Here is a 20,860-nt window from a genome sequence, read left to right on the forward strand (position 1 = left end):
CCGGAAGCGGCCGCGCGCGCCAGAGGCCCCGGCTCCTCGGTACGCGCCGGGCGGGCAGGACCTGCGGCGGTGCAGGGCTGCGGTGCTTCACGCATGGTAGTCCGCATGCTGGGATCACGCGCCGCCCGGTGTCAGCCGAGCAACGCCAGGGCGAACAGCGAGGCGGTCGCGGCGGTCTCGGCCATCGCCCCGAGCACGTCCCCGGTGATCCCGCCGAACCTGCGGACACACCGTCCGAGCAGGAGTCGGGCGAAGCCGGTGCCGAGCACAACGGCCAGCGGGAGACGGAGGACTGACCATCCGTCGAACAGTCCGGCCGCGGCCAGGGCGAGCGCCGCGGCGGCCGTCCCGGCGGCGGCCCCGGCGGGAGGTACGGTGCTCGCCACCATCGCCCCCAGCCCGCCCGGCCGGGCGGCCGGCACCGACCGCAGACAGCCCCAGGCGAGCGCGCACCGGGCGGCCGTCGCCGAGGCGAGCACCGCGAGTGCGCCGCGCAGCGGCGAGTGACCGAACTGTCCGGCCAGCGCGGCGGCTTGGGCGAGCAGGACGAGGACCAGGGTCAGTACGCCGAACGGACCGATGTCGGACTGCTTCATGATGCGCAGCGCGTCCTCGGCCGGCTTCCCGCTGCCCAGCCCGTCGGCGACGTCCGCCAGGCCGTCCAGGTGCAGCCCCCGGGTCAGCCCGGCGAGCACCCCCAGCGCGGCCACCGCGCCGAGCAGCCCGCCCGCCCGCCAGGCGACCAGCGCCCCGGCCGCGGCCGCCATCGCCCCCAGCACCAGCCCGACCACCGGGGCCGTGACCATCGCCCGGGCCGCCGCGGCCCGGTCCCACCGCTCCACCCGCACCCGCAGCACGGACAGCGTCCCGAACCCGAACCGCAGGCCGTCGGCCCAGGTGGCCCGATCGCTGCCGCCGGCCATGACCACGTTCCTCTCAAAGCAAGAACGCCCCGGCAGGGGCGTTCTTCGGATTGTCGGGCCTTCGCCCGGGAGCGCGGGGAACCGCGCGAGGCGGAAGGGCCGGGCCCGAAACGACATCAGCGACGGTCGGTCGCCGGTGTTCCGGAAGCTGGTGGCAGCCGGTTGCCGGCGCCCCGCTACAGCTTCCGCAGCAGGTCCGCCGCGGAGGGAAGCTTCGGCTGCTCCTTCGGCCCGCTCGGCGGCTCCGGCACGAACGGCTTCGGCGCCTCGTCCGCGAGCACGTCCCCCGCGGCCTGGAGCAGCGGCAGCGCCAGCAGCGCGCCGACGCCCTCGCCCATGGTGATGCCCTGGTCCTGCAGCGGCGTCAGGGTCAGCCGGTCGTACGCCTTCGCCTGGGCCGGCTCGCCGCTGGACTGCCCGGCCCGCCACCACTCCGGCGCCCGGAAGGCGATCCGCTGCGCGACCAGCGCGCAGGCCGCCGAGACCACGCCGTCCAGCACCACCGGCAGCCGCCGTACGGCCGCCTGGAGCAGGAAGCCGGTGATCGCCGCGAAGTCGGCCCCGCCGGTGGCGCCGAGCAGCGCCAGCTGGTCGCCGAGCACCGGCCGGGCCCGCCGCAGCGAGTCCCGGATGGTGGCGCACTTGACCATCCACACCCGGTCGTCGATCCCGGAGCCGCGCCCGGTCACCGCCGCCGCGTCGGTCCCGCAGAGCGCGCCGACCAGAACGCCGGCCACCGTGGTGGAGCCGACCCCGAGGTCGCCGAGCAGCACCAGGTCGGTGCCGGCGTCGGCCTCCTCGTCGGCGACGGCCATGCCGGCCCGGAACGCCCGGACGGTCTCCTGCGCGGTGAGCGCGTCCTCGACGTCGATCCGCCCGGAGCCGCGCCGGACCCGGTGGGCGACCACCTCGTCCGGGAAGTCGGCCGGGTCGGCGTCCACCGCGACGTCGACGACCCGCACCCGGGCGCCGTAGCGCGCGGCCAGCCGGGACACCGGCGCGCTGCCGTCGAGCACGGCCCGCACCCGGGCCGCGGTGCCGCCCGCGGCGGGCATCCGGGAGACCCCGAGCGCCGCCACGCCGTGGTCGGCGGCGAACAGCAGCACCTTGGGAGCGGAGACCGGCAGCACCGGGGAGCGCCCCTGCACCGAGGCCAGCCAGCTGCCCAGCTCCTCCAGCCTGCCGAGCCCGCCGCGCGGCCGGTCGGCCGTCTGCCAGCGCTCCTCGGCGGCCCGCCGGGCGCTCTCGTCGGGGCGCTCGACGAGCGAGGAGAACGTATCGAGATCCACGGTCGTGTCCATCGTCCGGAAGGCTACACGCCGCACGTGTTCAGTCCGAGGCTGGCGTGACGTCCGGCTTGATGGTGAGCGCCTGCCCGGCCACCACCAGCAGGACCCACTCCGAGGCATCCGCCACGGCCATGTTGAGCCGACCGAGAGTGTCTCGGAACCGGCGGCCGGAGGTGGTGCCCGGGACGACACCCATGCCGACCTCGTTGCTCACCGCGACGACCGTCCGCCCGGTGGCCGCCCAGGCCCGCGCCAGCGCCTCGCAGCGGCGCTGCACGGCGGCCTCGCCGCCGTCCGCCCAGACCTCGTCGTCCCAGGCGCCGCACTCGTCCATCACGGCGGTCAGCCACAGGGCGAGGCAGTCGATCAGCACCGGCGCCGGGTCGGCGGGGTCGGCCAGCACGGCCTCCAGGTCGCAGGTCTCGGCGGTGCGCCAGCCCGCCGGCCGTCGGTCCCGGTGCAGTGCGACCCGCTGGGCCCACTCGGCGTCGCCGTCCCGGGTGCCGCCGGTTGCCACGTACAGGACGTCCGGGTGGTCGGCGAGCAGCTGTTCGGCGCGGGTGGACTTGCCGGAGCGGGCGCCGCCGAGCAGCAGCGTGCGGGGCAGCGCGGTACGGGTGGGCCGGGATGGGGTCGCCATGGCGACCATCCTGCCGGACCAGGCATACGGAAGATCGGGCCGGGCAGGCTATGGTGCGCAGCAACACAGGCAGCGTGGTCAGTGGGAGGAGCCGGCATGGTCTGGACGTGGCGGTACGAGAAGGCGGACGGCAGCGCGGTGACGCCCGGCGGCGGCCAGGAGGAGTTCGCCGGCCAGGGGGACGCCGAGACCTGGATCGGGGAGACCTGGAAGCAGCTCGCGGACGACGGTGTGGACACCGCGGTGCTGCTGGAGGACGACCGGGTCGTCTACGCGATGAGCCTGAGCGAGGAGTAGACCCGACGGGGTGGAGCGGCCGCGGAGCGGCTACTTCGCCCCGATCACGTGCAGGAGCGCGGCGACCTGCCGGTACGGGTCGGTGCGGCCGGCCCGGTCCTCGGCTTCCAGGAGCTGGGCCAGCTGCCGCCCGTCCACCGGCGGGGCCGCGTCGTCCGGGGCGTTGTCGGTGAAGACCCGCACGCCGTACCAGTGGCGCAGCGGCACCGACACCTCGGAGAGGGTGACGGTGAGGTCGGCGAGCCGGTCGGCCCGCGCGGCCAGTCCGAGCCGGTTGTAGTACCGGTCGCTCTCGAAGGCGTGCAGGGCGGCCCGCCAGTCCCCGGCGGCGGCGTGCCGCAGGGCGAGCGCGTCGCGGTTGCGGACCAGCAGCGAGAGCAGCCCGCCGGGCGCCAGCAGCCGGGCCAGCGAGGCGATCATCGGGTCCGGGTCGGGCAGGTACATCAGCACGCCGTGGCAGACCACCACGTCGAAGCTGCGCGGGCCGAACCAGCGCCCGCACTGGTGGCCGTCGCCGCTGAGCAGTTGCATCCGGCCGCGGACCTCCGGCGGCTCCTCGGCGAGCGCCCCCTGGGCGACGCCGAGCGCGACCGGGTCCGAGTCGATCCCGGTGACGTAGTGGCCGGCCCGGGCCAGGCGCAGCGCCTGGGTGCCCTGGCCGCAGCCGATGTCGAGGACGCGCTGCGCGCTGCGCCCGGACAGCTGTTCGGCGAGCTGGCGGGCGACGAGCTCCTGGCGGACGAAGTTGCGCAGCCCGCCGAGCCGGTCCAGCCAGGCGCCGGTGCCGCCCGCGAAGGACCCGCTGCGCGAGGGCAGCCGGCGCTCCTGGGCCAGCCGGTCGTGGCCGCCGACCCCCTGCCCCGGAAGCGCGCCCCCCTGTCCGGGAAGTGCGTAGAGGCCGGGCCCCTCCCAGGAGGGCGGGGCCCAGCCGGAGTCGACCGGTTCGGCGGTCAGGGCTTCTCCCCGCGCCGCACCTGCGGCTTGGGCAGGCGCAGCCGGCGCATCTGGAGGGTGCGCATGATGCCGTACGCGACGGCGCCGCGGGTGTTCTGCCCGGCGAAGCGCTCGGCCAGCTGCTTGCGCAGCCCCAGGCCGAGGCGGACGAAGTCCAGGATCACGAACACGAAGAACAGCAGGAACAGCAGGGTGGAGAGCAGCTGGAGCATCGGCACCTTGATGATGCTGAGCACCAGGATGACCACGGCGGCCGGCAGGAAGAACTCGGCGAGCGACCAGCGGGAGTCCACGTAGTCGCGGGCGAACCTGCGCACCGGGCCCTTGTCGCGGGCCGGCAGGTGGCGCTCGTCGCCGTTCATCAGGGCCTGGCGCTGCTTCTCGCGCTCGACGCGCATGCGCTCGCGCCCCTGGCGGGCGGCCTCCTTGCGGTCCTTGGGCACGGTCACCCGGGTGCGCCGGTTGGCCTCGGCCTCACTGCGCTTGGGGGTGGGGCGGCCCTTCTTGGCCTGCGGGTCGCGGGCCTGGGTCGTCTCGTCCTGCTTCTCCAGCACGGTGGCGGAGGCGGCGGCATCATCTGAACGGCGTCGGAACACACCACCAGCGTACGGGGTGCGACGAGGCTTCCACGGGTGCCCTCGGACCCAAACGCATATCGATACCACCAGGTCGCCGTCCGAACCGGGTTTCCCGGGGCCTTCCCGTAGGGGATCAGTCGGATGGACGATGGGGGGGATGAGGGGCGGATCCACCCGGGGGAGGAGGAAACGCCACTGGTCGCTGTAGCAGTCTTGTTGCAGGCAGGTGCACTGCGGCGACGGGCTCGCTGCACATACACTCGTCGTGTCTGGTAACGAGATAGAGACCGCAGGCCGGAGAAGGGGGCACCCGAGGCCCATGAGCGACGGAATCATGAAGCGTATGGGGCTGATCTTCCGCTCCAAGGCGAACAAGGCCTTGGATCGGGCGGAGGATCCGCGTGAGACGCTGGACTACTCCTACCAGAAGCAGCTCGAACTGCTGCAGAAGGTACGGCGTGGTGTCGCGGACGTCGCGACCTCGCGCAAGCGGCTCGAACTCCAGCTGACCCAGCTCCAGCAGCAGTCGGCGAAGTACGAGGACCAGGGCCGCAAGGCACTGTCGCTCGGCCGCGAGGACCTCGCCCGCGAGGCGCTGACCCGCAAGGCCAACATGCAGTCGCAGATCAACGACCTGGAGACGCAGTACCAGCAGCTCCAGGCCGAGGAGGAGAAGCTCACGCTCGCCTCCCAGCGACTTCAGGCCAAGGTGGACGCCTTCCGCACCAAGAAGGAGACCATCAAGGCGACGTACACGGCCGCCCAGGCGCAGACCCGCATCGCCGAGTCCTTCTCCGGCATCTCGGAGGAGATGGGCGACGTCGGCCTGGCGATCCAGCGTGCCGAGGACAAGACCGCCCAGATGCAGGCCCGTGCCGGTGCCATCGACGAGCTGCTCGCCTCCGGCGCGCTCGACGACGCGAGCGGTCTCGGCCGCAAGGACGACATCGAGGCCGAGCTGGAGCGCGTGGCCGGCGGTTCCGACGTCGAGCTCGAGCTGGCCCGGATGAAGGCCGAGCTGTCCGGTCCCTCCACCGCCGGCCCCGCCGCGATCGAGCAGGGCAAGCCGCAGGACGTCCAGCCGCAGCCGCAGCAGGACACCCCGCGCATCAACTACAACAAGTGATCTGAGCTCGACCCCCACGAACCAGGGAGACGCACGGCATGATCATGAGGGTCATGGGTGAGGGGCAGTTCGAGGTGGGCGAGGACCACCTGAACCTGCTCAACGAGTTCGACGCCGAGCTCGTCACCGCAGTGGATTCGGGGGACGAAGAGCTCTTCCGCCGGGCCTACGGCAAGCTACTGGAGGCGGTGAAGCAGTACGGCACCCCGGTGCCGCTGGACTCGCTGGAGCCGTCGGAGCTGATCCTGCCGAGTGCCGACGCGACGATCGCCGAGGTCCGCGAGCTGCTGATGGCCGACGGCGAGGGCGTGATCCCGGGCTTCCCCGAGTAGCGTTTGCGGCTGCTGCCAGACGAAAGGGCGGGCCCCCTCCGGTGGGAGGGGGCCCGCCCTTTCGTCGTGCGTACGGCGCGGGCTACGGCAGGGCCAGCATCCGGTCCAGTGCCGCCTTGGCGTGCTTCTCGGTCTCCGGGTCGACGGTGATCACGTTCGGCACCCGGCCCTCGACCAGCGACTCCAGCGCCCAGACCAGGTGCGGCAGGTCGATCCGGTTCATGGTCGAGCAGAAGCAGACCGTGCGGTCCAGGAAGACGATCTCCTTGTCCGGGTGCGCCTTGGCCAGGCGGCGGACCAGGTTCAGCTCGGTGCCGATGGCCCACTTGGAGCCGGGCTCGGCGGCGTCCAGTGCATTGATGATGTACTCGGTCGAGCCCACCATGTCGGCGGCCGCGACGACCTCGTGCTTGCACTCGGGGTGCACCAGGACGGTCACGCCGGGGACCCGCTCGCGGACGTCGTTCACCGAGTCCAGGCTGAACCGGCCGTGCACCGAGCAGTGGCCGCGCCAGAGGATCATCTTCGCGTCCCGCAGCTGCTCGGCGGTCAGGCCGCCGTTCGGCTTGTGCGGGTTGTAGAGCACGCAGTCGTCCAGCGAGAAGCCCATGTCCCGCACCGCGGTGTTGCGGCCGAGGTGCTGGTCGGGCAGGAAGAGCACCTTCTGTCCCTGCTCGAACGCCCACTCCAGCGCGCGCTTGGCGTTGGAGGAGGTGCAGATGAGGCCGCCGTGCCGGCCGGTGAAGGCCTTGATGTCGGCGGAGGAGTTCATGTACGAGACCGGGACGGTCACGTCGGCTACGCCGGCGTCGGCCAGCACGTCCCAGCACTCGGCGACCTGCTCGGCGGTGGCCATGTCGGCCATCGAGCAGCCGGCCGCGAGGTCCGGCAGGACGACCTGCTGCCGCTCGCTGGTGAGGATGTCCGCGGACTCGGCCATGAAGTGCACGCCGCAGAAGACGATGTACTCGGCCTCGGGGCGGGCCGCCGCGTCGCGGGCGAGCTTGAAGGAGTCGCCGGTGACGTCGGCGAACTCGATCACCTCGTCGCGCTGGTAGTGGTGGCCGAGGATGAAGACGCGGTCGCCGAGCGCGGCCTTGGCCGCGCGGGCGCGCTCGACGAGGTTCGGGTCGGAGGCCGGGGGGAGGTCACCGGGGCATTCGACGCCGCGCTCGCTGTTCGGGTCGGCCTCGCGGCCGAGCAGCAGCAGAGCGAGCGGCGTCGGAGTGGGGTCGACGCCGTGGGTCTCGGTGATGGTGGTGGTCACGGGCGGGTGCCCTTCTGTGCGGCCGAGCTAGCGGTGGGGCCTTTTCGTCTATCTGACGCTATCTATTCTAACCGCTTAGCGTCAGAGTGACGATGGCCATCCTGTCGATGTGACGAGAACCGCTCGCCGGAATGGACCCTGGCGGAGCCGGATCGCCGATCGGGGGCAGTCCGGCGTGGCCGAATCGATATCTCGAAGCCCGCGGGTATGGCTGAGCCCATGAAGGCAATCGCGATCAACCGCTACGGCGGCCCCGAGGTGGTCGAGTACACCGACCTGCCCGATCCCAAGGTCGGGCCCGACTCCGTCCTGGTCGAGGCCCGGGCCGTCGGGGTGAACCCGGTGGACTGGAAGATCCGGGACGGCGCCCTGGACGGCATCCTCGACGCACACTTCCCGCTGGTCATGGGCTGGGACCTGGCCGGCGTGGTCCGCGCGGTCGGCGGCGGGGTCACCGAGTTCGCCCCGGGCGACGAGGTGTACGGCTACGTCCGCAAGGACACCGTCGAGCACGGCACCTACGCCGAGCTGGTCTCCGCCCCGGTCCGCACCCTGGCCCGCAAGCCGGCCGCGCTGGACTGGGCGCAGTCCGGCGGCCTGCCGCTGGCCGGGCTGACCGCCCTGCAGGGCCTGCGGGCACTGCGCCTCGCCGAGGGCGAGACCGTCCTGGTGCACGCCGCCGCGGGCGGGGTCGGCCATCTGGCGGTGCAGCTGGCCCGGGCCTCCGGCGCCCGGGTGATCGGCACCGCGGCCGAGCGCAACCACGACTTCCTGCGCGGCCTCGGCGCCGAGCCGGTGCTGTACGGCGAGGGCCTGGCCGACCGGGTCCGCGGCCTCGCCCCCGACGGGGTGGACGCGGCCCTCGACCTGGTCGGCCACGGCGCCGTCCAGGTCTCGGCCGGCCTGGTGGCGGACCCGGGCCGGATCGCCTCGGTCGCCGACTTCGGGGTCAAGGCGCTCGGCGGCCGGTACGTCTGGGTCCGTCCGGACGCCGGCGACCTCGCCGAGCTGGCCGCGCTCGCCGACGACGGCCGGCTGACCGTCACCGTCGCCTCCACCTTCCCGCTGGCCCAGGCCGCCTCCGCCCAGGCGCTCAGCGCCGAGGGCCGCACCCGGGGGAAGATCGTGCTGCTCGTCCCGTGACGGCCCCCCGCCGGTCATCCGTCTGCGGTGAACTCGTCCAGGTCATCCGCCAGAATGGTGACGAACCGTTTTCGGCAGTGGCAGCCCGCCGCCGGAGCGCCCCGCCGAACCCCGTACGACCCGTGGAGCCCCGCACCCATGACCAGCCAGCGAGCGCACGAGGTGGTCGGGGCCGACCTGGACGAGACCGACCGGCTCCTGCTCGCCCGGCTCGGCAGCGACGGCCGCGCCTCGTACGCCGAGATCGGCCTGCAGGTGAACCTCTCCGCCACCGCCGTGCGCCGGCGGATCGACCGGCTGCGGGCGCGCGGCGTGGTGCGGGGCTTCACCGTGGTGCTCGACCCGGCCGTGCTGGGCTGGCAGACCGAGGCCTTCGTCGAGGTCTACTGCCGCGAGCGCACCGCCCCCGAGGAGATCCTCGCCAGCCTGCGGCAGTTCCCCGAGGTGGTCGCCGCCTGGACGGTCACCGGCGACCCGGACGCCCTGGTCCACCTGCGGGCCGCCGACATGCGCCACCTGGAGGCCGTCATCGAGCGCATCCGGCGCGAGCCCGGTGTGCAGCGCAGCCGCTCCTCGGTGGTCCTCTCCCAGCTCATCGGCTGACCCCGTCGGGCGGTACGCAGGAATCCTGCGCGGACCGGCCCGAAGACGCTCGAAACCTGCCTGACCAGCCGCGTTCCGACGCGCGGTGAGGCACCCGCGCTGCCTACGCTGATCACGTCCGGTCGTCGCGGTGAGGCGTCCTGCCGACCGGACGCCCCCCGACACCCCACGCCGAGAGGGACACCCGTGTCCGCAGCACCCGACCGCATGCACCGGCCCGACAACGAACTGGTCGACCTGGTTTTCGACTACATGCGGGAGCGGCTGCAGTACGACCCCGTCCCGCTCGACCACCCCGGTGACGGCGAGCACCTGCGCGCCCAGCTGTCCGGCCTGCTGAACCAGGACGGCAACAACCCGGTCGACGTGCTCAAGCTGTACGACCACGAGCTGTCCCGGGCGGTCATCTCCGCCGACAGCCCGCGCTACCTGTCCTTCATCCCGTGCGCCCCGACCAAGGCCGCGCTGCTGTTCGACATGGTCGTCTCCTGCGCCTCCCTGCAGGGCATCTCCTGGCTGGAGGCGGCCGGCGCGATCGCCGCCGAGAACCAGGTGCTGCGCCTGATCGCCGACCGCGCGGGCCTGCCCCAGTCGGCCGGCGGCACCTTCGTCTCCGGCGGTTCGGCGGGCAACCTCTCCGCCCTCGTGGTCGCCCGCGACACCGCCCGCCGCCGGCTCGCCGGTGAGGGTCGTCCGGAGGCGCGGCTGCGGATAGCCGTCGCCGACCAGGTGCACTCCTCGGTCAAGAACACCTTCAACATCATCGGCGTCGAGGCCTTCAAGGTTCCGACCGTCAACCGGCGCTTCACCGGCGAGGCGCTGCGCGCCGCCCTGGCCGCCGACCCCGACCCCGAGACGGTGATCGCCGTCGTCGGCACCGCCGGCACCACCAACGAGGGCATCGTCGACGACCTCAAGGGCCTGGCCGAGGTCGCCCGCGAGCGCGACCTGTGGTTCCACGTGGACGGCGCCTACGGCGGCGCGGGCCTGTTCGCCCCCTCGGTGCGCGAGCGCTACGAGGGCATCGAGCACGCAGACTCCTTCGTGGTCGACCCGCACAAGTGGCTGTTCGCCCCCTTCGACTGCGCCGCGCTGATCTACCGCAACCCGCAGCTCGCCCGCGCCGTGCACACCCAGGACGCCTCCTACCTGGACGTCCTGCACACCGAGGGCGACGAGTGGAACCCCACCGACTACGCCTACCACCTGACCCGGCGCGCCCGCGGCCTGCCGCTCTGGTTCTCGCTGGCCGTGCACGGCGTCCAGGCCTACACCGACGCCATCGAGGCCGGCCTCACCCTGGCCCGGGAGACGGCCCAGCTGATCCGGGAGTCCGAGCACCTGGAGCTGCTGTTCGACCCGCAGCTCTCGGCGGTCTGCTTCAAGCGCAAGGGCTGGACCAACGACGACTACTACCGCTGGTCGCAGCAGCTGCTCGCGGACCAGATCGGCTTCGTCACCCCCACCGGCTGGGACGGCGAGACGGTCGCCCGCTTCGCCTTCCTGCACCCGGGCACCACCATGGAGATGGTCAAGGAGATCCTGGACACCATGGTCTGAGCCTCCGACGTCCTGACGTCCTGACGTACGGCCCCCACCGGCATTCGGCGGGGGCCGTACGCATGCCTACAGGAACGCCCCGCTCGGCAGGTACGGCATCGGCGGACGCATCCCGCGCACCCCGACGAAACCGCCGGCCCGCGGCGTCAGCCCGACCTCCAGCCCGACGTCCAGCGCCCACTCCTGCTCCGCGGTCAGGTGCTCCACCCGCGCCTCGACCCCGTCCGGCACCCGGGCCAGCGCCTCGCGCAGCAGCCGGGCGGCGATCCGCTTGCTGGTGGCCGCGAGCAGCCGCACCACGCCGCCGTCCCGGTAGCAGTAGCCGCTGCCGGCCAGCGCGTCGGCGATCAGCAGCTCCTCGAAATGGCCCAGCATCAGCTCGTGGTCCGGCCCGTGCGCGGACCCGCGCAGCCGCCGGTCCACCGAGTCCAGCAGGTGCAGGTGGCCGGCGTTGCCTCGGTGCACCGGGATGTCCCCGGGGTCGAGCAGGCCGTCCCGGTCCACCCGCCCGGTCAGCCGCATCGTCGGGTGCAGGGTGAACCCGGCCAGCCGGTAGCGGCGGGCCGCCGCCGGGGAGTCCGCGGAGCAGACCATCCCGCGCAGGCAGCCCCGGGAGTGCGCCGCCGCCCGTTCCAGCAGCAGCCGTCCGACGCCCTGGCCCTGCGCGGACGGCCGGACGGCGTACAGGGAGGGCGCCCACAGGCCCTCCCGGCGGATCGACAGCACCGCCCCGACCGGCTCGCCGGCGATCGAAGCCAGCCAGCAGCCCCCGGGGTCGGTGCGCGCCAGGTGTCTGGTCCGGGCCAGCCGCAAGGGCGTCGGCTCCGGAGCCGCCCCGGCCGGGGAGGCGTCGGCGAACGCGGCGTCGGCGAGCTCCCGGACGACCTCCGCGTCCGCGGTGGTGTCCCTGACCGGGCGAATGATCACGAGGACCATCCTGGCGTCCGGCGGGCCGCCGCGGGGCCGTTTCACCCGGATCCGCGCTCAGGACCTGCCCGGCGGATCCGGTCGGATCGGGCCTCGGGCGGTGACCTGTCCTCCGAGGGTGTGCGAGCATGGGGAGCGTAGGGGACGCGGGTGGCACACCCGGCCCACGGATATCCAGCCGCGAACAGGCCGCAGAAATCCATCGCCGCCCGGGAAATGAAACCGGACGGCCGTTGGTTGGCACTGGCGGCAGACCGTCGTCAAGACCGGGAGAAAGCAGATGACCGTCCAGGACGAGACCACCGTCGAGAGTGGCATCCTCCTCACCGATGCCGCCGCGGCCAAGGTCAAGGCCCTGCTGGAGCAGGAAGGCCGCGACGACCTCGCGCTGCGCGTCGCCGTCCAGCCCGGTGGCTGCTCCGGCCTGCGTTACCAGCTGTTCTTCGACGAGCGCTCGCTCGACGGCGACGTGATCAAGGACTTCAACGGTGTCAAGGTCGTCACCGACCGGATGAGCGCCCCGTACCTGGGCGGCGCCACCGTCGACTTCGTCGACACCATCGAGAAGCAGGGCTTCACCATCGACAACCCGAACGCCACCGGCTCCTGCGCCTGCGGCGACTCGTTCAGCTAAGCCCGCTGCGGAAGGCGGCCCCGGGGATCACCCCGGGGCCGCCTTCTCGTTTTCCGCAGGCAGGGCGCCTACTGCCCGGCGATGTCCGGGGTGACCGGGTCCGGCCCGATGTGCGGGTCGCCCTCCAGCGGCAGCTCCTGGCCGCTCGTCCTGTCGACCACGGTCCGCCCGGCCAGCGGCGAGCGCAGGTCGGCCGCCACCGACTGCCGCTTGGCCAGCGCGTTGCACACCTGCCCCGGCTGGACCGTGGGCGGGCCAGGTACGACCAGCACGTCCACCCGGCCCGGCTGCGACTCGTCCGCCTTCAGCGCGTACTTGGTGCAGACCCCGCCGAAGAAGTAGACGGTCAGCTTGGTGGTGCCGTCCACCCGGTAGGCGACCGGCGGGCGGACGGGCGAGCCCGAACCGTTCGGGTCCGGCTCGCCCACCGCGATCCCGTTGCCCGGGGGAGTGGCCGGGGCCGGCTGCCCGGGCGCCGGCGAGGCCGGGGTGGGCGTGAAGCCGGTCGGCGGCGTCCGGGCCGGCTGCCCGGCACCGGAGGAACTCCCCGTCGGCGCAGCCGAGGACGGGCTCGCGGCGTCAGCCGGGGCCTGCGGGGAGGCACTCGCCGAGGCGGCCGCGCCGCTCGCCGCCGAGTCCGAGGCGGGCTTGCCGCCCCCGTCGCAGCCGGCCACCGTCACCACCGCGGCCAGCGCCAGACCCGCCAGGGCCGCCGCCCGCCGACCGCGCCGGGGCATCGTCTCCAGATCCATCTGCACATCCTCCCGAGGACTCAGCGGTGCCGCCTCCTCGGCTGCTCCGCGCGGATGTGACGTGCTCCGGTCGGATCCGGTTCCGCACCGTTGCGCCACGGGCCTCAGAAGTTGTACTCGGCCATCCCGGCGACCACCCGTTGCGCCTCGGAGGGGACCCGGAAACCGTCCGGCGAGGGGGCGGTGGGCTCCGGGCCGGCCGCGAGCTGCGGCCAGAACCGGCGCAGCCGCCGGGAGGAGTCCACCAGGGCGTCGAGCGTCTCGCCGTCCTCGCACCGCAGGGCGGGCGGGGCGGATTGGTCGGTCATCATCGGGCATCGCTCCGATCCAGGGCCGTGGCCACGCTGCCACGGTCGACGACGGGGCCCGCCCGCACGGCGGGCCTCCACGGGGCGCGTCAGACGGCACGCCCTCAAGGCCGACCCTAGGCAGCGGCCCGGCCGCCCACCAGTGCTACCGGGAGGTAGTACACGTCGGAGGGCAACGGGTGCCACCATGGCGGTGCGGGCGGCAACTTGCGGCACTCTTGCCTGGGCGCTCCCCGGGGCCGGGTACCGTAGGTGGGTTCATCCCCGACTGCCCGCTGGCCCCGCAGCCACCCTGAGGAGACCTTCCGTGCGTATCGCCGTCGCCGGCTCGATCGCCACCGACCACCTGATGACGTTCCCCGGCCGGTTCGCCGACCAGCTCGTCGCCGAGCAGCTGCACACCGTGTCGCTGTCCTTCCTGGTCGACGCCCTGGACATCCGCCGCGGCGGCGTCGCGCCGAACATCGCCTTCGGCATGGGCGTCCTCGGCCTGCGCCCGGTCCTGGTCGGCGCCGCGGGTGCGGACTTCGCCGAGTACCGCAGCTGGCTGGAGCGCAACAACGTGGACTGCGACTCCGTCCACATCTCCGAGACCCGGCACACCGCGCGCTTCATGTGCACCACGGACGAGGACCACAACCAGATCGCCTCGTTCTACACCGGCGCCATGGCCGAGGCCCGCAACATCGAGCTGAAGCCGATCGCCGACCGCGTCGGCGGTCTGGACCTCGTCCTGATCGGCGCCGACGACCCGCAGGGCATGGTCCGCCACACCCAGGAGTGCCGCACCCGCGGCTACGCCTTCGCCGCCGACCCCTCCCAGCAGCTGGCCCGCCTGGAGGGCGACGACATCCGCGAGATCGTGGACGGCGCCGCGTACCTCTTCACCAACGAGTACGAGGCCGCGCTGATCGAGAGCAAGACCGGCTGGGACGCCGACGAGCTGCTCACCCGCGTCGGCACCCGGGTCACCACCCTGGGCAGCAAGGGCGTGCGGATCGAGCGCAAGGGCGAGGCGCCGATCCTGGTCGGCTGCGCCAAGGAGGAGGCCAAGGTCGACCCGACCGGCGTCGGCGACGCGTTCCGCGCGGGCTTCCTGTCCGGCCTGTCCTGGGACCTCGACCTGGAGCGCTCCGCCCAGCTCGGCTGCATGCTCGCCACCCTGGTGATCGAGACCGTCGGCACCCAGGAGTACACGCTGCGCCCGGCCGCCTTCCTGAAGCGTTTCGAGGAGGCCTACGGCGCCGAGGCGGCCACCGAGATCAGCGCGCACCTGGTCAAGTAGTCCGCCGGACGACGAGGTAGGCCGAGCCCCGGTCGCCGCCGTACTCGGCGGCCGGGACCTCGCCCGCGTACTCCTGGCCGCGCATCTCGCACCAGGCGGGGATGTCCAGCCGGGCCGCCTCGTCGTCCGACAGCACGGCCACCGTGCCGCCCTGCGGCACCTCGCCGATCCGCTTCGCCAGTTCGATCACCGGCAGCGGGCAGCGCTTGCCCAGGGCGTCGATGACCAGCAGCGACTCCCCGGCGGCCGGCTTCGGCGCCGGCAGGTCCAGTCCGAGCGGCGCCCGGACGCCCGCCACCAGGTCGGGCAGCACCGCGAGGAAGCGCTCCACGTCGGCCTCGGCCGTGCCGTACGGCAGCGAGACCCGGACGTTCCCCTCGGTGAGCACCCCCATCGCCGCCAGCACGTGGCTGGGCGTCAGGGTGGACGAGGTGCAGGAGGAACCGGAGGAGACCGCGAAGCCCGCCCGGTCCAGCTCGGTCAGCAGCACCTCCCCGTCCACGTACAGACAGGAGAAGGTGACGATGTGCGGCAGCCGCCGCACCGGGTCGCCGACCACCTCGACCTCGGGCACCAGCTGCGGCACCCGGGTGCGGATCCGTTCCACCAGCGCGTGCAGCCGGGCGTTCTCCTGCTCGGCCTCGGCCCGCACGGCGCGCAGCGAGGCGGCCGCGGCCACGATCGCCGGGACGTTGACGTAGCCGGGCACCCGGCCGCCCTCGCGCTCGTCGGCGGGCAGCGGCGAGGCGTACCGGACGCCCTTGCGCACCGCCAGCACCCCGACCCCGGGCGGGCCGCCCCACTTGTGGGCGCTCGCGGTCAGCAGCGACCAGCCCGCCGGGACGTCCACCCGCCCGGCGCTCTGCGCCGCGTCCACCAGCAGCGGGACGCCGGCCTCCGCGCACAGCGCGGCGACCTCGCCGACCGGCTGCACCGTCCCGACCTCGTGGTTGGCGCTCTGCACCGCGGCCAGCGCGGTGTCCGGGCGCAGCAGCGCGCCGAAGGCCGCCGGGTCGACCCTCCCGCCCCGGTCCACCGGAGCCACCGACACCTCGCCCCCGCCGCCCGCGTGGCGCTCGGCGACGTGCAGCACGCTGGAGTGCTCCACCGCGGAGTGCACGAAGTGGCTGCCGCGCCGCCGGTTCCCGGCCAGGGCTCCCAGCAGGCCGAGCTGGACGGCCTGGGTGCCGCTCGCGGTGAAGGCGATCTCGTCCGCCCGCGCGCCCAGCACCGCGGCCACCGTCTCGCGGGCGGCGTCCAGCAGCATCCGGGCCTGCCGGCCGGAGCGGTAGAGCCGGGCCGGGTCGGCCCAGCCCTCGTCCAGGGCGGCGGTCAGTGCCTGCCGGGCGACGGGGTGCAGAGGGGCCGTCGAGGCCACGTCGAAGTACACGGTCACATTTAACGACACACCCGGCCCGCGGCCCGGTCCGGCCGTGCGGCTCACCCACCGTCAGTCGATCATCCCGAATGTCCGCTTCGTCCGCGTCCGACGGACCGTCACGGGCGTCGTCCGAGGTCATCCCCCGATCGGGCGTACGGACCTCGAATGCGTACGATGACCTGCGGCGCAGCCCCTGCCGGGCCTGATCGGGCTAGCAGGCGGCGCGTTACCGGGGGCTGCCCGTCAGGAGCGCATAAGGCTGGAGTAGGGTTTGGCCCGCATAAGCATTCAAACCGTGCCCGTGGACGGGTCGCCGGGGAGGCTCACACTCCTCCCCGGGGCGACGCGAAGGCGGGCGAGACTTCGGGAAGGCGCTACGTGAGTCCCAACGGCTCCGACCGCTCGCCGCGGCGCACGATGCGGCGGAAGCTGCCTCAGGCGCTGGCACTGGGCCTCGTCATCGCGACCGCCACCGGCTGCTCGGCCAACGACCTCCCCAGGCTTGGCCTCCCGAGCCCCGTCACCAAGGAAGGACCCATGGTCCTCCAGATGTGGCAGGGCTCCTGGATCGCGGCGCTGGTGGTCGGCGTACTGATGTGGGGTCTGATCATCTGGAGCGTGATCTTCCACCGGCGCAAGCGCACCGGTGTGGAGATCCCCCCGCAGACCCGGTACAACGTGCCCATCGAGGCGCTCTACACCGCGGTCCCCATCATCATCGTCTCGGTCCTCTTCTACTTCGTCGCCCGCGACGAAGCGAAGCTGACGCAGGTCTCCGAGAAGCCGCAGCACTACGTCAACGTGGTCGGCTTCCAGTGGAGCTGGGCGTTCAACTACGAGAACACCGAGACCCCCGACCCGGCCAACAAGGACGCCGCGTACGAAGTCGGTACGCCCAAGGACGCTCCGACGCTCTGGCTGCCGGTCAACGAGACGGTGCAGTTCCGTCTCACCTCGCGTGACGTCATCCACGACTTCTGGCCCGTCAACTTCATGATGAAGATGGACGTCGTGCCGGGCGTGGTGAACAAGTTCGAGGTCACGCCGACCGTCAAGGGCGAGTACATGGGCAAGTGCGCCGAGCTCTGCGGCGTCGACCACTCGCGCATGCTGTTCAACGTCAAGGTCGTCGACCGCGCCGACTACGACAAGCACCTGGCCGAGCTTCGCGCCAAGGGCCAGAACGGTGCGGTGCCCTCCGGCCTGATCACCATGGGAAGTGAAGAGAAGTGACAATCCTCAACGAGCCCGCCGCGGCCGGCGGGGGCGCCGAGGCCGTCACGGTCGGGGCGCAGCGGACCCGGAAGCCGGGTTCGACCATCATCAAGTGGCTGACCACCACTGACCACAAGACGATCGGCACGCTGTACCTGGCCACGTCGTTCGCCTTCTTCCTGATCGGCGGCATCCTCGCCCTGGTCATGCGTGCCGAGCTGGCTCGTCCCGGGACCCAGATCCTGTCGAACGAGCAGTTCAACCAGGCGTTCACGATGCACGGCACGATCATGCTGCTGATGTTCGCGACGCCGCTCTTCTCCGGCTTCGCGAACTGGATCATGCCGCTCCAGATCGGTGCCCCGGACGTGGCGTTCCCGCGTCTGAACATGTTCGCGTACTGGCTGTACCTCTTCGGTTCGACCATCGCGGTGGGGGGCTTCCTGACCCCGAACGGCGCCGCCGACTTCGGTTGGTTCGCCTACTCCCCGCTGTCGGACGCGGTGCACTCGCCCGGCGTCGGCGGCGACATGTGGATCATGGGTCTGGCCTTCTCCGGCTTCGGCACGATCCTCGGTGCGGTCAACTTCATCACCACGATCATCTGCATGCGCGCTCCGGGCATGACGATGTTCCGGATGTCGATCTTCGTCTGGAACGTCCTGCTGACCTCGGTGCTGATCCTGCTGGCCTTCCCGGTGCTGGCCGCCGCGCTGTTCGCCCTGGAGGCGGACCGCAAGTTCGGTGCCCACGTCTTCGACCCGGCCAACGGCGGGGCGATGCTCTGGCAGCACCTGTTCTGGTTCTTCGGTCACCCCGAGGTGTACATCATCGCGCTGCCGTTCTTCGGCATCGTGTCGGAGATCATCCCGGTCTTCAGCCGCAAGCCGATGTTCGGTTACTCCGGTCTGATCGCGGCCACCATCGCGATCGCCGGTCTGTCCGTGACGGTGTGGGCGCACCACATGTACGTCACCGGACAAGTGCTGCTGCCGTTCTTCTCGTTCATGACCTTCCTGATCGCGGTCCCGACCGGTGTGAAGTTCTTCAACTGGGTCGGCACCATGTGGAAGGGCTCGCTGAGCTTCGAGACCCCGATGCTCTGGACGGTAGGCTTCCTGGTCACCTTCCTCTTCGGTGGTCTGACCGGTGTTCTGCTGGCCTCCCCGCCGATCGACTTCCACGTCTCGGACTCGTACTTCGTCGTCGCCCACTTCCACTACGTGGTCTTCGGCACCGTCGTGTTCGCGATGTTCGCCGGCTTCCACTTCTGGTGGCCGAAGATGACCGGCAAGATGCTGGACGAGCGCCTCGGCAAGATCACCTTCTGGACGCTGTTCTTCGGCTTCCACACCACCTTCCTGGTGCAGCACTGGCTCGGCGCGGAGGGCATGCCCCGCCGCTACGCCGACTACCTGGCCTCGGACGGCTTCACCGCCCTGAACACCGTCTCGACCATCGGCTCCTTCGTGCTCGGCCTGTCGATGCTGCCGTTCCTCTACAACGTGTGGAAGACCGCCAAGTACGGCGAGAAGGTCACCGTGGACGACCCGTGGGGCTTCGGCCGCTCGCTGGAGTGGGCGACCTCCTGCCCGCCGCCGCGGCACAACTTCCTCACCCTCCCGCGGATCCGCTCCGAATCCCCGGCCTTCGACCTCCACCACCCGGAGATCGCCGCGCTGGACTACCTGGAGAACCACGGTGAGCCGGCCAAGCACCTCGCCGGTGTGACCCCGGCGAAGTACGACGCCCCGAAGCTGGGCAAGGGCAAGAGCGAGGGTGACGCCTGATGAAGGAACAGGGAAAGATCTTCCTCGGCCTGTCGGTCTTCGTCCTGGCGATGGCCGTCACCTACGGCCTGTGGACGAACGGCTCGGACAAGGGCATCGAGGCCGCCGGCACCACGGCGCTGTTCCTGGCCTTCGGGCTCTGCGCCTTCATCGGGTACTACCTCGCCTTCACCGCCCGCCGGGTGGACAGCGGCGCGGGTGACAACCCTGAGGCCGAGGTGGCGGACGACTCCGGCGAGCTGGGCTTCTTCGCCCCGCACAGCTGGCAGCCGCTCTCGCTGGCGCTCGGTGGCGCGCTCGCCTTCATGGGCGTGATCTTCGGCTGGTGGCTGATGTTCTGGGCCGCCCCGATCATCGCGATCGGCATCTTCGGATGGGTCTTCGAGTTCTACCGGGGCGAGAACCAGAACCAGTAGGGTTCCCGCTGCCGACACCAGGGCCGGTCCTCCCGCACGGGGGGACCGGCCCTGCTGCGTCTCCGGGGTGACGGCCTCACTCCGGCGGGTGAACGGCGGGTCCCTCGGATGTCGCTCCGCCAGCATGCGTTCCTACGATCTGATCAATCGTGCGACCCCTCGGAGGCGGTCATGGCCGACAGGCACGGAATCGCAGCTCTCGGCGGCATCTCGCTGGCCCTCGCAGTACTGGTCCCACTGGCTGCCTGCATGTCAGAGGACGACGAACCCACCGGACCGCACCGGATCGACGCGGCCCCCCTGATCCACCTCTCGGCGGACGGCAAGGCCGATCCCTCCCAGCCGGTCACCGTGACCGCCGTCAAGGGCAGCCGGCTCACCGACGTCACCGTGGCCGGCCCGGACGGCCGGGTGATCGCCGGGAAGCTCGCCGAGGACCAGCGCAGCTGGCAGACCACCGGCCGGCTGAAGGCCGCCACCGCGTACACGGTGCGGATCTCCGCCGACGACGGCAAGGGCGGCCGCGGCGACACCACCGCGAGCTTCAGCACCATCGCCGCCGAGCACCTGCTCAACGCCAAGCTCGGCCCGGACTCCTCCGGCAGCGGCGTCTACGGCGTGGGCCAGCCGCTCACCGTGCAGCTCTCCGAGGCCGTGAAGAGCCCGCAGGCCCGCCTGGAGGTCGAGCGCGCCCTGACCGTCGGCTCCCAGCCCTCCGTCGTCGGCGCCTGGTACTGGGTGGACGACAAGAACCTGCACTTCCGCCCGCAGGACTACTGGCCGGTCGGCACGACCGTCTCGCTGTCCTTCGACGGCACCGGCAGCCGGATCGCCGACGGGCTCTACGGCGGTGACCGCAGCTCGCTGAAGCTGCGGATAGGCGAGCGGGTGGAGACGGTGATCGACGCGGCCGCCCACGAGCTCACCCTGAAGCGCGACGGAGAGGTGCTGCGGACCATCCCGGTCACCACCGGCAAGCCCGGCTTCGACACCCGCAACGGCGTCAAGGTGGTGCTCGGCCAGGAGCGCTCGGTCCGGATGAACGGTGAGACGATCGGGATAGCGGCCGGCAGCACGGATTCGTACGACCTGGACGTGAAGTGGGCCACCCGGGTGACCTGGAGCGGCGAGTACGTCCACGCGGCGCCCTGGTCGGTCAGCTCGCAGGGCGTGGAGAACGTCAGCCACGGCTGCACCGGCATGAACAACGAGAACGCCAGGTGGTTCTACGAGCACACCCGGGTGGGGGACCTGGTGACGGTGGTGAACAGCCGCGGCGCCCGGATGGAGCCCTTCGGCAACGGCTTCGGGGACTGGAACGTCGACTGGACGGACTGGGTCAAGCACAGCGCCTCCGGAGAGCCCGTCAGCACCACCGCACCGGCCGCCCAGGCCCCCGCCTCGGGGATGATCCGCCCCGAGCTCTGAAGCTCCTTCCCA

General features: G+C 72.2%; 21 protein-coding genes and 1 pseudogene. 12 read left to right on the top strand and 10 right to left on the bottom strand.

The window, feature by feature from the left end; all coding sequences use genetic code 11:
• Window positions 1-131: 131 nt before the first annotated feature.
• From ACIRRH_RS02110 to cobU, 3 genes and pseudogenes are all read right to left on the bottom strand, one after another.
• Complete coding sequence (locus ACIRRH_RS02110) at window positions 132-923, bottom strand: adenosylcobinamide-GDP ribazoletransferase (RefSeq protein WP_403060392.1); 792 nt, start codon at window positions 921-923, stop codon at window positions 132-134.
• A 176-nt stretch (window positions 924-1,099) separates the two neighbouring features.
• Window positions 1,100-2,224: a nicotinate-nucleotide--dimethylbenzimidazole phosphoribosyltransferase gene (locus ACIRRH_RS02115; RefSeq protein ID WP_403060395.1), complete on the bottom strand. Its 1,125-nt coding sequence runs from the start codon at window positions 2,222-2,224 to the stop codon at window positions 1,100-1,102.
• A 28-nt stretch (window positions 2,225-2,252) separates the two neighbouring features.
• Window positions 2,253-2,813, bottom strand: a pseudogene (cobU, locus tag ACIRRH_RS02120) (bifunctional adenosylcobinamide kinase/adenosylcobinamide-phosphate guanylyltransferase); the annotation flags it as partial.
• Window positions 2,814-2,948: 135 nt separating this feature from the next.
• Here cobU and ACIRRH_RS02125 point away from each other — a divergent pair.
• Window positions 2,949-3,149, top strand: coding sequence for a hypothetical protein (locus ACIRRH_RS02125; protein WP_224282296.1), 201 nt, complete (start codon window positions 2,949-2,951; stop codon window positions 3,147-3,149).
• Window positions 3,150-3,179: 30 nt separating this feature from the next.
• On the opposite strand, the gene ACIRRH_RS02130 is transcribed toward ACIRRH_RS02125, so the two are convergent.
• Together ACIRRH_RS02130 and ACIRRH_RS02135 are read right to left on the bottom strand one after the other, a co-directional pair.
• Window positions 3,180-3,920 carry a class I SAM-dependent methyltransferase gene (locus tag ACIRRH_RS02130; RefSeq protein ID WP_224282298.1) on the bottom strand — a complete coding sequence of 247 codons (741 nt, stop codon included), beginning with the start codon at window positions 3,918-3,920 and terminating at the stop codon, window positions 3,180-3,182.
• A 179-nt stretch (window positions 3,921-4,099) separates the two neighbouring features.
• The gene (locus tag ACIRRH_RS02135) at window positions 4,100-4,699 is read right to left on the bottom strand and encodes a DUF3043 domain-containing protein (protein ID WP_403060398.1); all 600 of its coding nucleotides are present in this window, start codon (window positions 4,697-4,699) and stop codon (window positions 4,100-4,102) included.
• Between the two features lie 301 nt (window positions 4,700-5,000).
• On the opposite strand from ACIRRH_RS02135, the gene ACIRRH_RS02140 reads away from it, so the two are divergent.
• Both ACIRRH_RS02140 and ACIRRH_RS02145 read left to right on the top strand, forming a co-directional pair.
• Entirely contained in the window at window positions 5,001-5,807 is an 807-nt protein-coding gene (locus ACIRRH_RS02140) for a PspA/IM30 family protein (RefSeq protein WP_224282294.1), read from the top strand.
• Between the two features lie 38 nt (window positions 5,808-5,845).
• Complete coding sequence (locus ACIRRH_RS02145) at window positions 5,846-6,139, top strand: hypothetical protein (protein ID WP_403060401.1); 294 nt, start codon at window positions 5,846-5,848, stop codon at window positions 6,137-6,139.
• Between the two features lie 82 nt (window positions 6,140-6,221).
• Here the strand turns inward: ACIRRH_RS02145 and nadA are convergent, their stop codons facing one another.
• Window positions 6,222-7,406: a quinolinate synthase NadA gene (gene nadA, locus ACIRRH_RS02150; RefSeq protein WP_403060404.1), complete on the bottom strand. Its 1,185-nt coding sequence runs from the start codon at window positions 7,404-7,406 to the stop codon at window positions 6,222-6,224.
• A gap of 219 nt (window positions 7,407-7,625) precedes the next feature.
• Between nadA and ACIRRH_RS02155 the strand changes: the two genes are divergently transcribed.
• The 3 genes from ACIRRH_RS02155 (at window position 7,626) to ACIRRH_RS02165 (ending at window position 10,712) form a co-directional block, all read left to right on the top strand.
• On the top strand, window positions 7,626-8,549 hold the full coding sequence (locus tag ACIRRH_RS02155; RefSeq protein WP_380771095.1) for an NADP-dependent oxidoreductase: 924 nt from the start codon (window positions 7,626-7,628) through the stop codon (window positions 8,547-8,549).
• A 138-nt stretch (window positions 8,550-8,687) separates the two neighbouring features.
• Window positions 8,688-9,152 (top strand): Lrp/AsnC family transcriptional regulator, encoded by a 465-nt coding sequence (locus tag ACIRRH_RS02160; protein WP_224282290.1) that lies wholly within the window; start codon window positions 8,688-8,690, stop codon window positions 9,150-9,152.
• Between the two features lie 186 nt (window positions 9,153-9,338).
• On the top strand, window positions 9,339-10,712 hold the full coding sequence (locus ACIRRH_RS02165; RefSeq protein ID WP_403060408.1) for a pyridoxal phosphate-dependent decarboxylase family protein: 1,374 nt from the start codon (window positions 9,339-9,341) through the stop codon (window positions 10,710-10,712).
• Window positions 10,713-10,778: 66 nt separating this feature from the next.
• Here the strand turns inward: ACIRRH_RS02165 and ACIRRH_RS02170 are convergent, their stop codons facing one another.
• Window positions 10,779-11,639, bottom strand: a complete 861-nt coding sequence (locus tag ACIRRH_RS02170; RefSeq protein WP_403060411.1) for a GNAT family N-acetyltransferase — start codon at window positions 11,637-11,639, stop codon at window positions 10,779-10,781.
• Between the two features lie 280 nt (window positions 11,640-11,919).
• Here ACIRRH_RS02170 and erpA point away from each other — a divergent pair, with 280 nt between their 5' ends.
• Window positions 11,920-12,273, top strand: a complete 354-nt coding sequence (gene erpA / locus ACIRRH_RS02175; protein ID WP_153460426.1) for an iron-sulfur cluster insertion protein ErpA — start codon at window positions 11,920-11,922, stop codon at window positions 12,271-12,273.
• Between the two features lie 68 nt (window positions 12,274-12,341).
• On the opposite strand, the gene ACIRRH_RS02180 is transcribed toward erpA, so the two are convergent.
• Window positions 12,342-13,025 carry a hypothetical protein gene (locus ACIRRH_RS02180; protein ID WP_403060416.1) on the bottom strand — a complete coding sequence of 228 codons (684 nt, stop codon included), beginning with the start codon at window positions 13,023-13,025 and terminating at the stop codon, window positions 12,342-12,344.
• A 104-nt stretch (window positions 13,026-13,129) separates the two neighbouring features.
• The gene (locus tag ACIRRH_RS02185) at window positions 13,130-13,336 is read right to left on the bottom strand and encodes a hypothetical protein (RefSeq protein ID WP_403060419.1); all 207 of its coding nucleotides are present in this window, start codon (window positions 13,334-13,336) and stop codon (window positions 13,130-13,132) included.
• A 304-nt stretch (window positions 13,337-13,640) separates the two neighbouring features.
• Between ACIRRH_RS02185 and ACIRRH_RS02190 the strand changes: the two genes are divergently transcribed.
• Window positions 13,641-14,618 carry a carbohydrate kinase family protein gene (locus ACIRRH_RS02190; protein ID WP_403060422.1) on the top strand — a complete coding sequence of 326 codons (978 nt, stop codon included), beginning with the start codon at window positions 13,641-13,643 and terminating at the stop codon, window positions 14,616-14,618.
• On the opposite strand, the gene ACIRRH_RS02195 is transcribed toward ACIRRH_RS02190, so the two are convergent.
• Window positions 14,611-16,008: a cysteine desulfurase/sulfurtransferase TusA family protein gene (locus tag ACIRRH_RS02195; RefSeq protein WP_403060425.1), complete on the bottom strand. Its 1,398-nt coding sequence runs from the start codon at window positions 16,006-16,008 to the stop codon at window positions 14,611-14,613. The two genes, ACIRRH_RS02190 and ACIRRH_RS02195, sit on opposite strands and share 8 nt — an antisense overlap.
• 369 nt (window positions 16,009-16,377) lie before the next feature.
• Between ACIRRH_RS02195 and coxB the strand changes: the two genes are divergently transcribed.
• The 4 genes from coxB (at window position 16,378) to ACIRRH_RS02215 (ending at window position 20,848) form a co-directional block, all read left to right on the top strand.
• Entirely contained in the window at window positions 16,378-17,232 is an 855-nt protein-coding gene (coxB, locus tag ACIRRH_RS02200) for a cytochrome c oxidase subunit II (RefSeq protein ID WP_363381675.1), read from the top strand.
• Window positions 17,229-19,004, top strand: a complete 1,776-nt coding sequence (gene ctaD / locus ACIRRH_RS02205; RefSeq protein WP_224278312.1) for a cytochrome c oxidase subunit I — start codon at window positions 17,229-17,231, stop codon at window positions 19,002-19,004. Before coxB ends, ctaD begins: the two co-directional genes overlap by 4 nt.
• Entirely contained in the window at window positions 19,004-19,420 is a 417-nt protein-coding gene (locus ACIRRH_RS02210) for a cytochrome c oxidase subunit 4 (RefSeq protein ID WP_403060429.1), read from the top strand. Before ctaD ends, ACIRRH_RS02210 begins: the two co-directional genes overlap by 1 nt.
• 171 nt (window positions 19,421-19,591) lie before the next feature.
• Window positions 19,592-20,848: an Ig-like domain-containing protein gene (locus ACIRRH_RS02215; protein WP_403060432.1), complete on the top strand. Its 1,257-nt coding sequence runs from the start codon at window positions 19,592-19,594 to the stop codon at window positions 20,846-20,848.
• Window positions 20,849-20,860 lie beyond the last annotated feature (12 nt).

It is taken from the genome of Kitasatospora sp. NPDC101235 (assembly GCF_044767505.1).
Lineage (GTDB): Bacteria > Actinomycetota > Actinomycetes > Streptomycetales > Streptomycetaceae > Kitasatospora.

Excerpts from the sequence above, each read along its gene's own strand:
- ACIRRH_RS02110 (WP_403060392.1), bottom strand. The coding sequence starts at position 923 with ATGGCCGGCGGCAGCGATCGGGCCACCTGGGCCGACGGCCTGCGGTTC.
- ACIRRH_RS02115 (WP_403060395.1), bottom strand. The coding sequence starts at position 2,224 with ATGGACACGACCGTGGATCTCGATACGTTCTCCTCGCTCGTCGAGCGC.
- ACIRRH_RS02125 (WP_224282296.1), top strand. The coding sequence starts at position 2,949 with ATGGTCTGGACGTGGCGGTACGAGAAGGCGGACGGCAGCGCGGTGACG.
- ACIRRH_RS02140 (WP_224282294.1), top strand. The coding sequence starts at position 5,001 with ATGAGCGACGGAATCATGAAGCGTATGGGGCTGATCTTCCGCTCCAAG.
- ACIRRH_RS02145 (WP_403060401.1), top strand. The coding sequence starts at position 5,846 with ATGATCATGAGGGTCATGGGTGAGGGGCAGTTCGAGGTGGGCGAGGAC.
- ACIRRH_RS02155 (WP_380771095.1), top strand. The coding sequence starts at position 7,626 with ATGAAGGCAATCGCGATCAACCGCTACGGCGGCCCCGAGGTGGTCGAG.
- ACIRRH_RS02160 (WP_224282290.1), top strand. The coding sequence starts at position 8,688 with ATGACCAGCCAGCGAGCGCACGAGGTGGTCGGGGCCGACCTGGACGAG.
- erpA (WP_153460426.1), top strand. The coding sequence starts at position 11,920 with ATGACCGTCCAGGACGAGACCACCGTCGAGAGTGGCATCCTCCTCACC.
- ACIRRH_RS02180 (WP_403060416.1), bottom strand. The coding sequence starts at position 13,025 with ATGGATCTGGAGACGATGCCCCGGCGCGGTCGGCGGGCGGCGGCCCTG.
- ACIRRH_RS02185 (WP_403060419.1), bottom strand. The coding sequence starts at position 13,336 with ATGATGACCGACCAATCCGCCCCGCCCGCCCTGCGGTGCGAGGACGGC.
- ACIRRH_RS02210 (WP_403060429.1), top strand. The coding sequence starts at position 19,004 with ATGAAGGAACAGGGAAAGATCTTCCTCGGCCTGTCGGTCTTCGTCCTG.
- ACIRRH_RS02215 (WP_403060432.1), top strand. The coding sequence starts at position 19,592 with ATGGCCGACAGGCACGGAATCGCAGCTCTCGGCGGCATCTCGCTGGCC.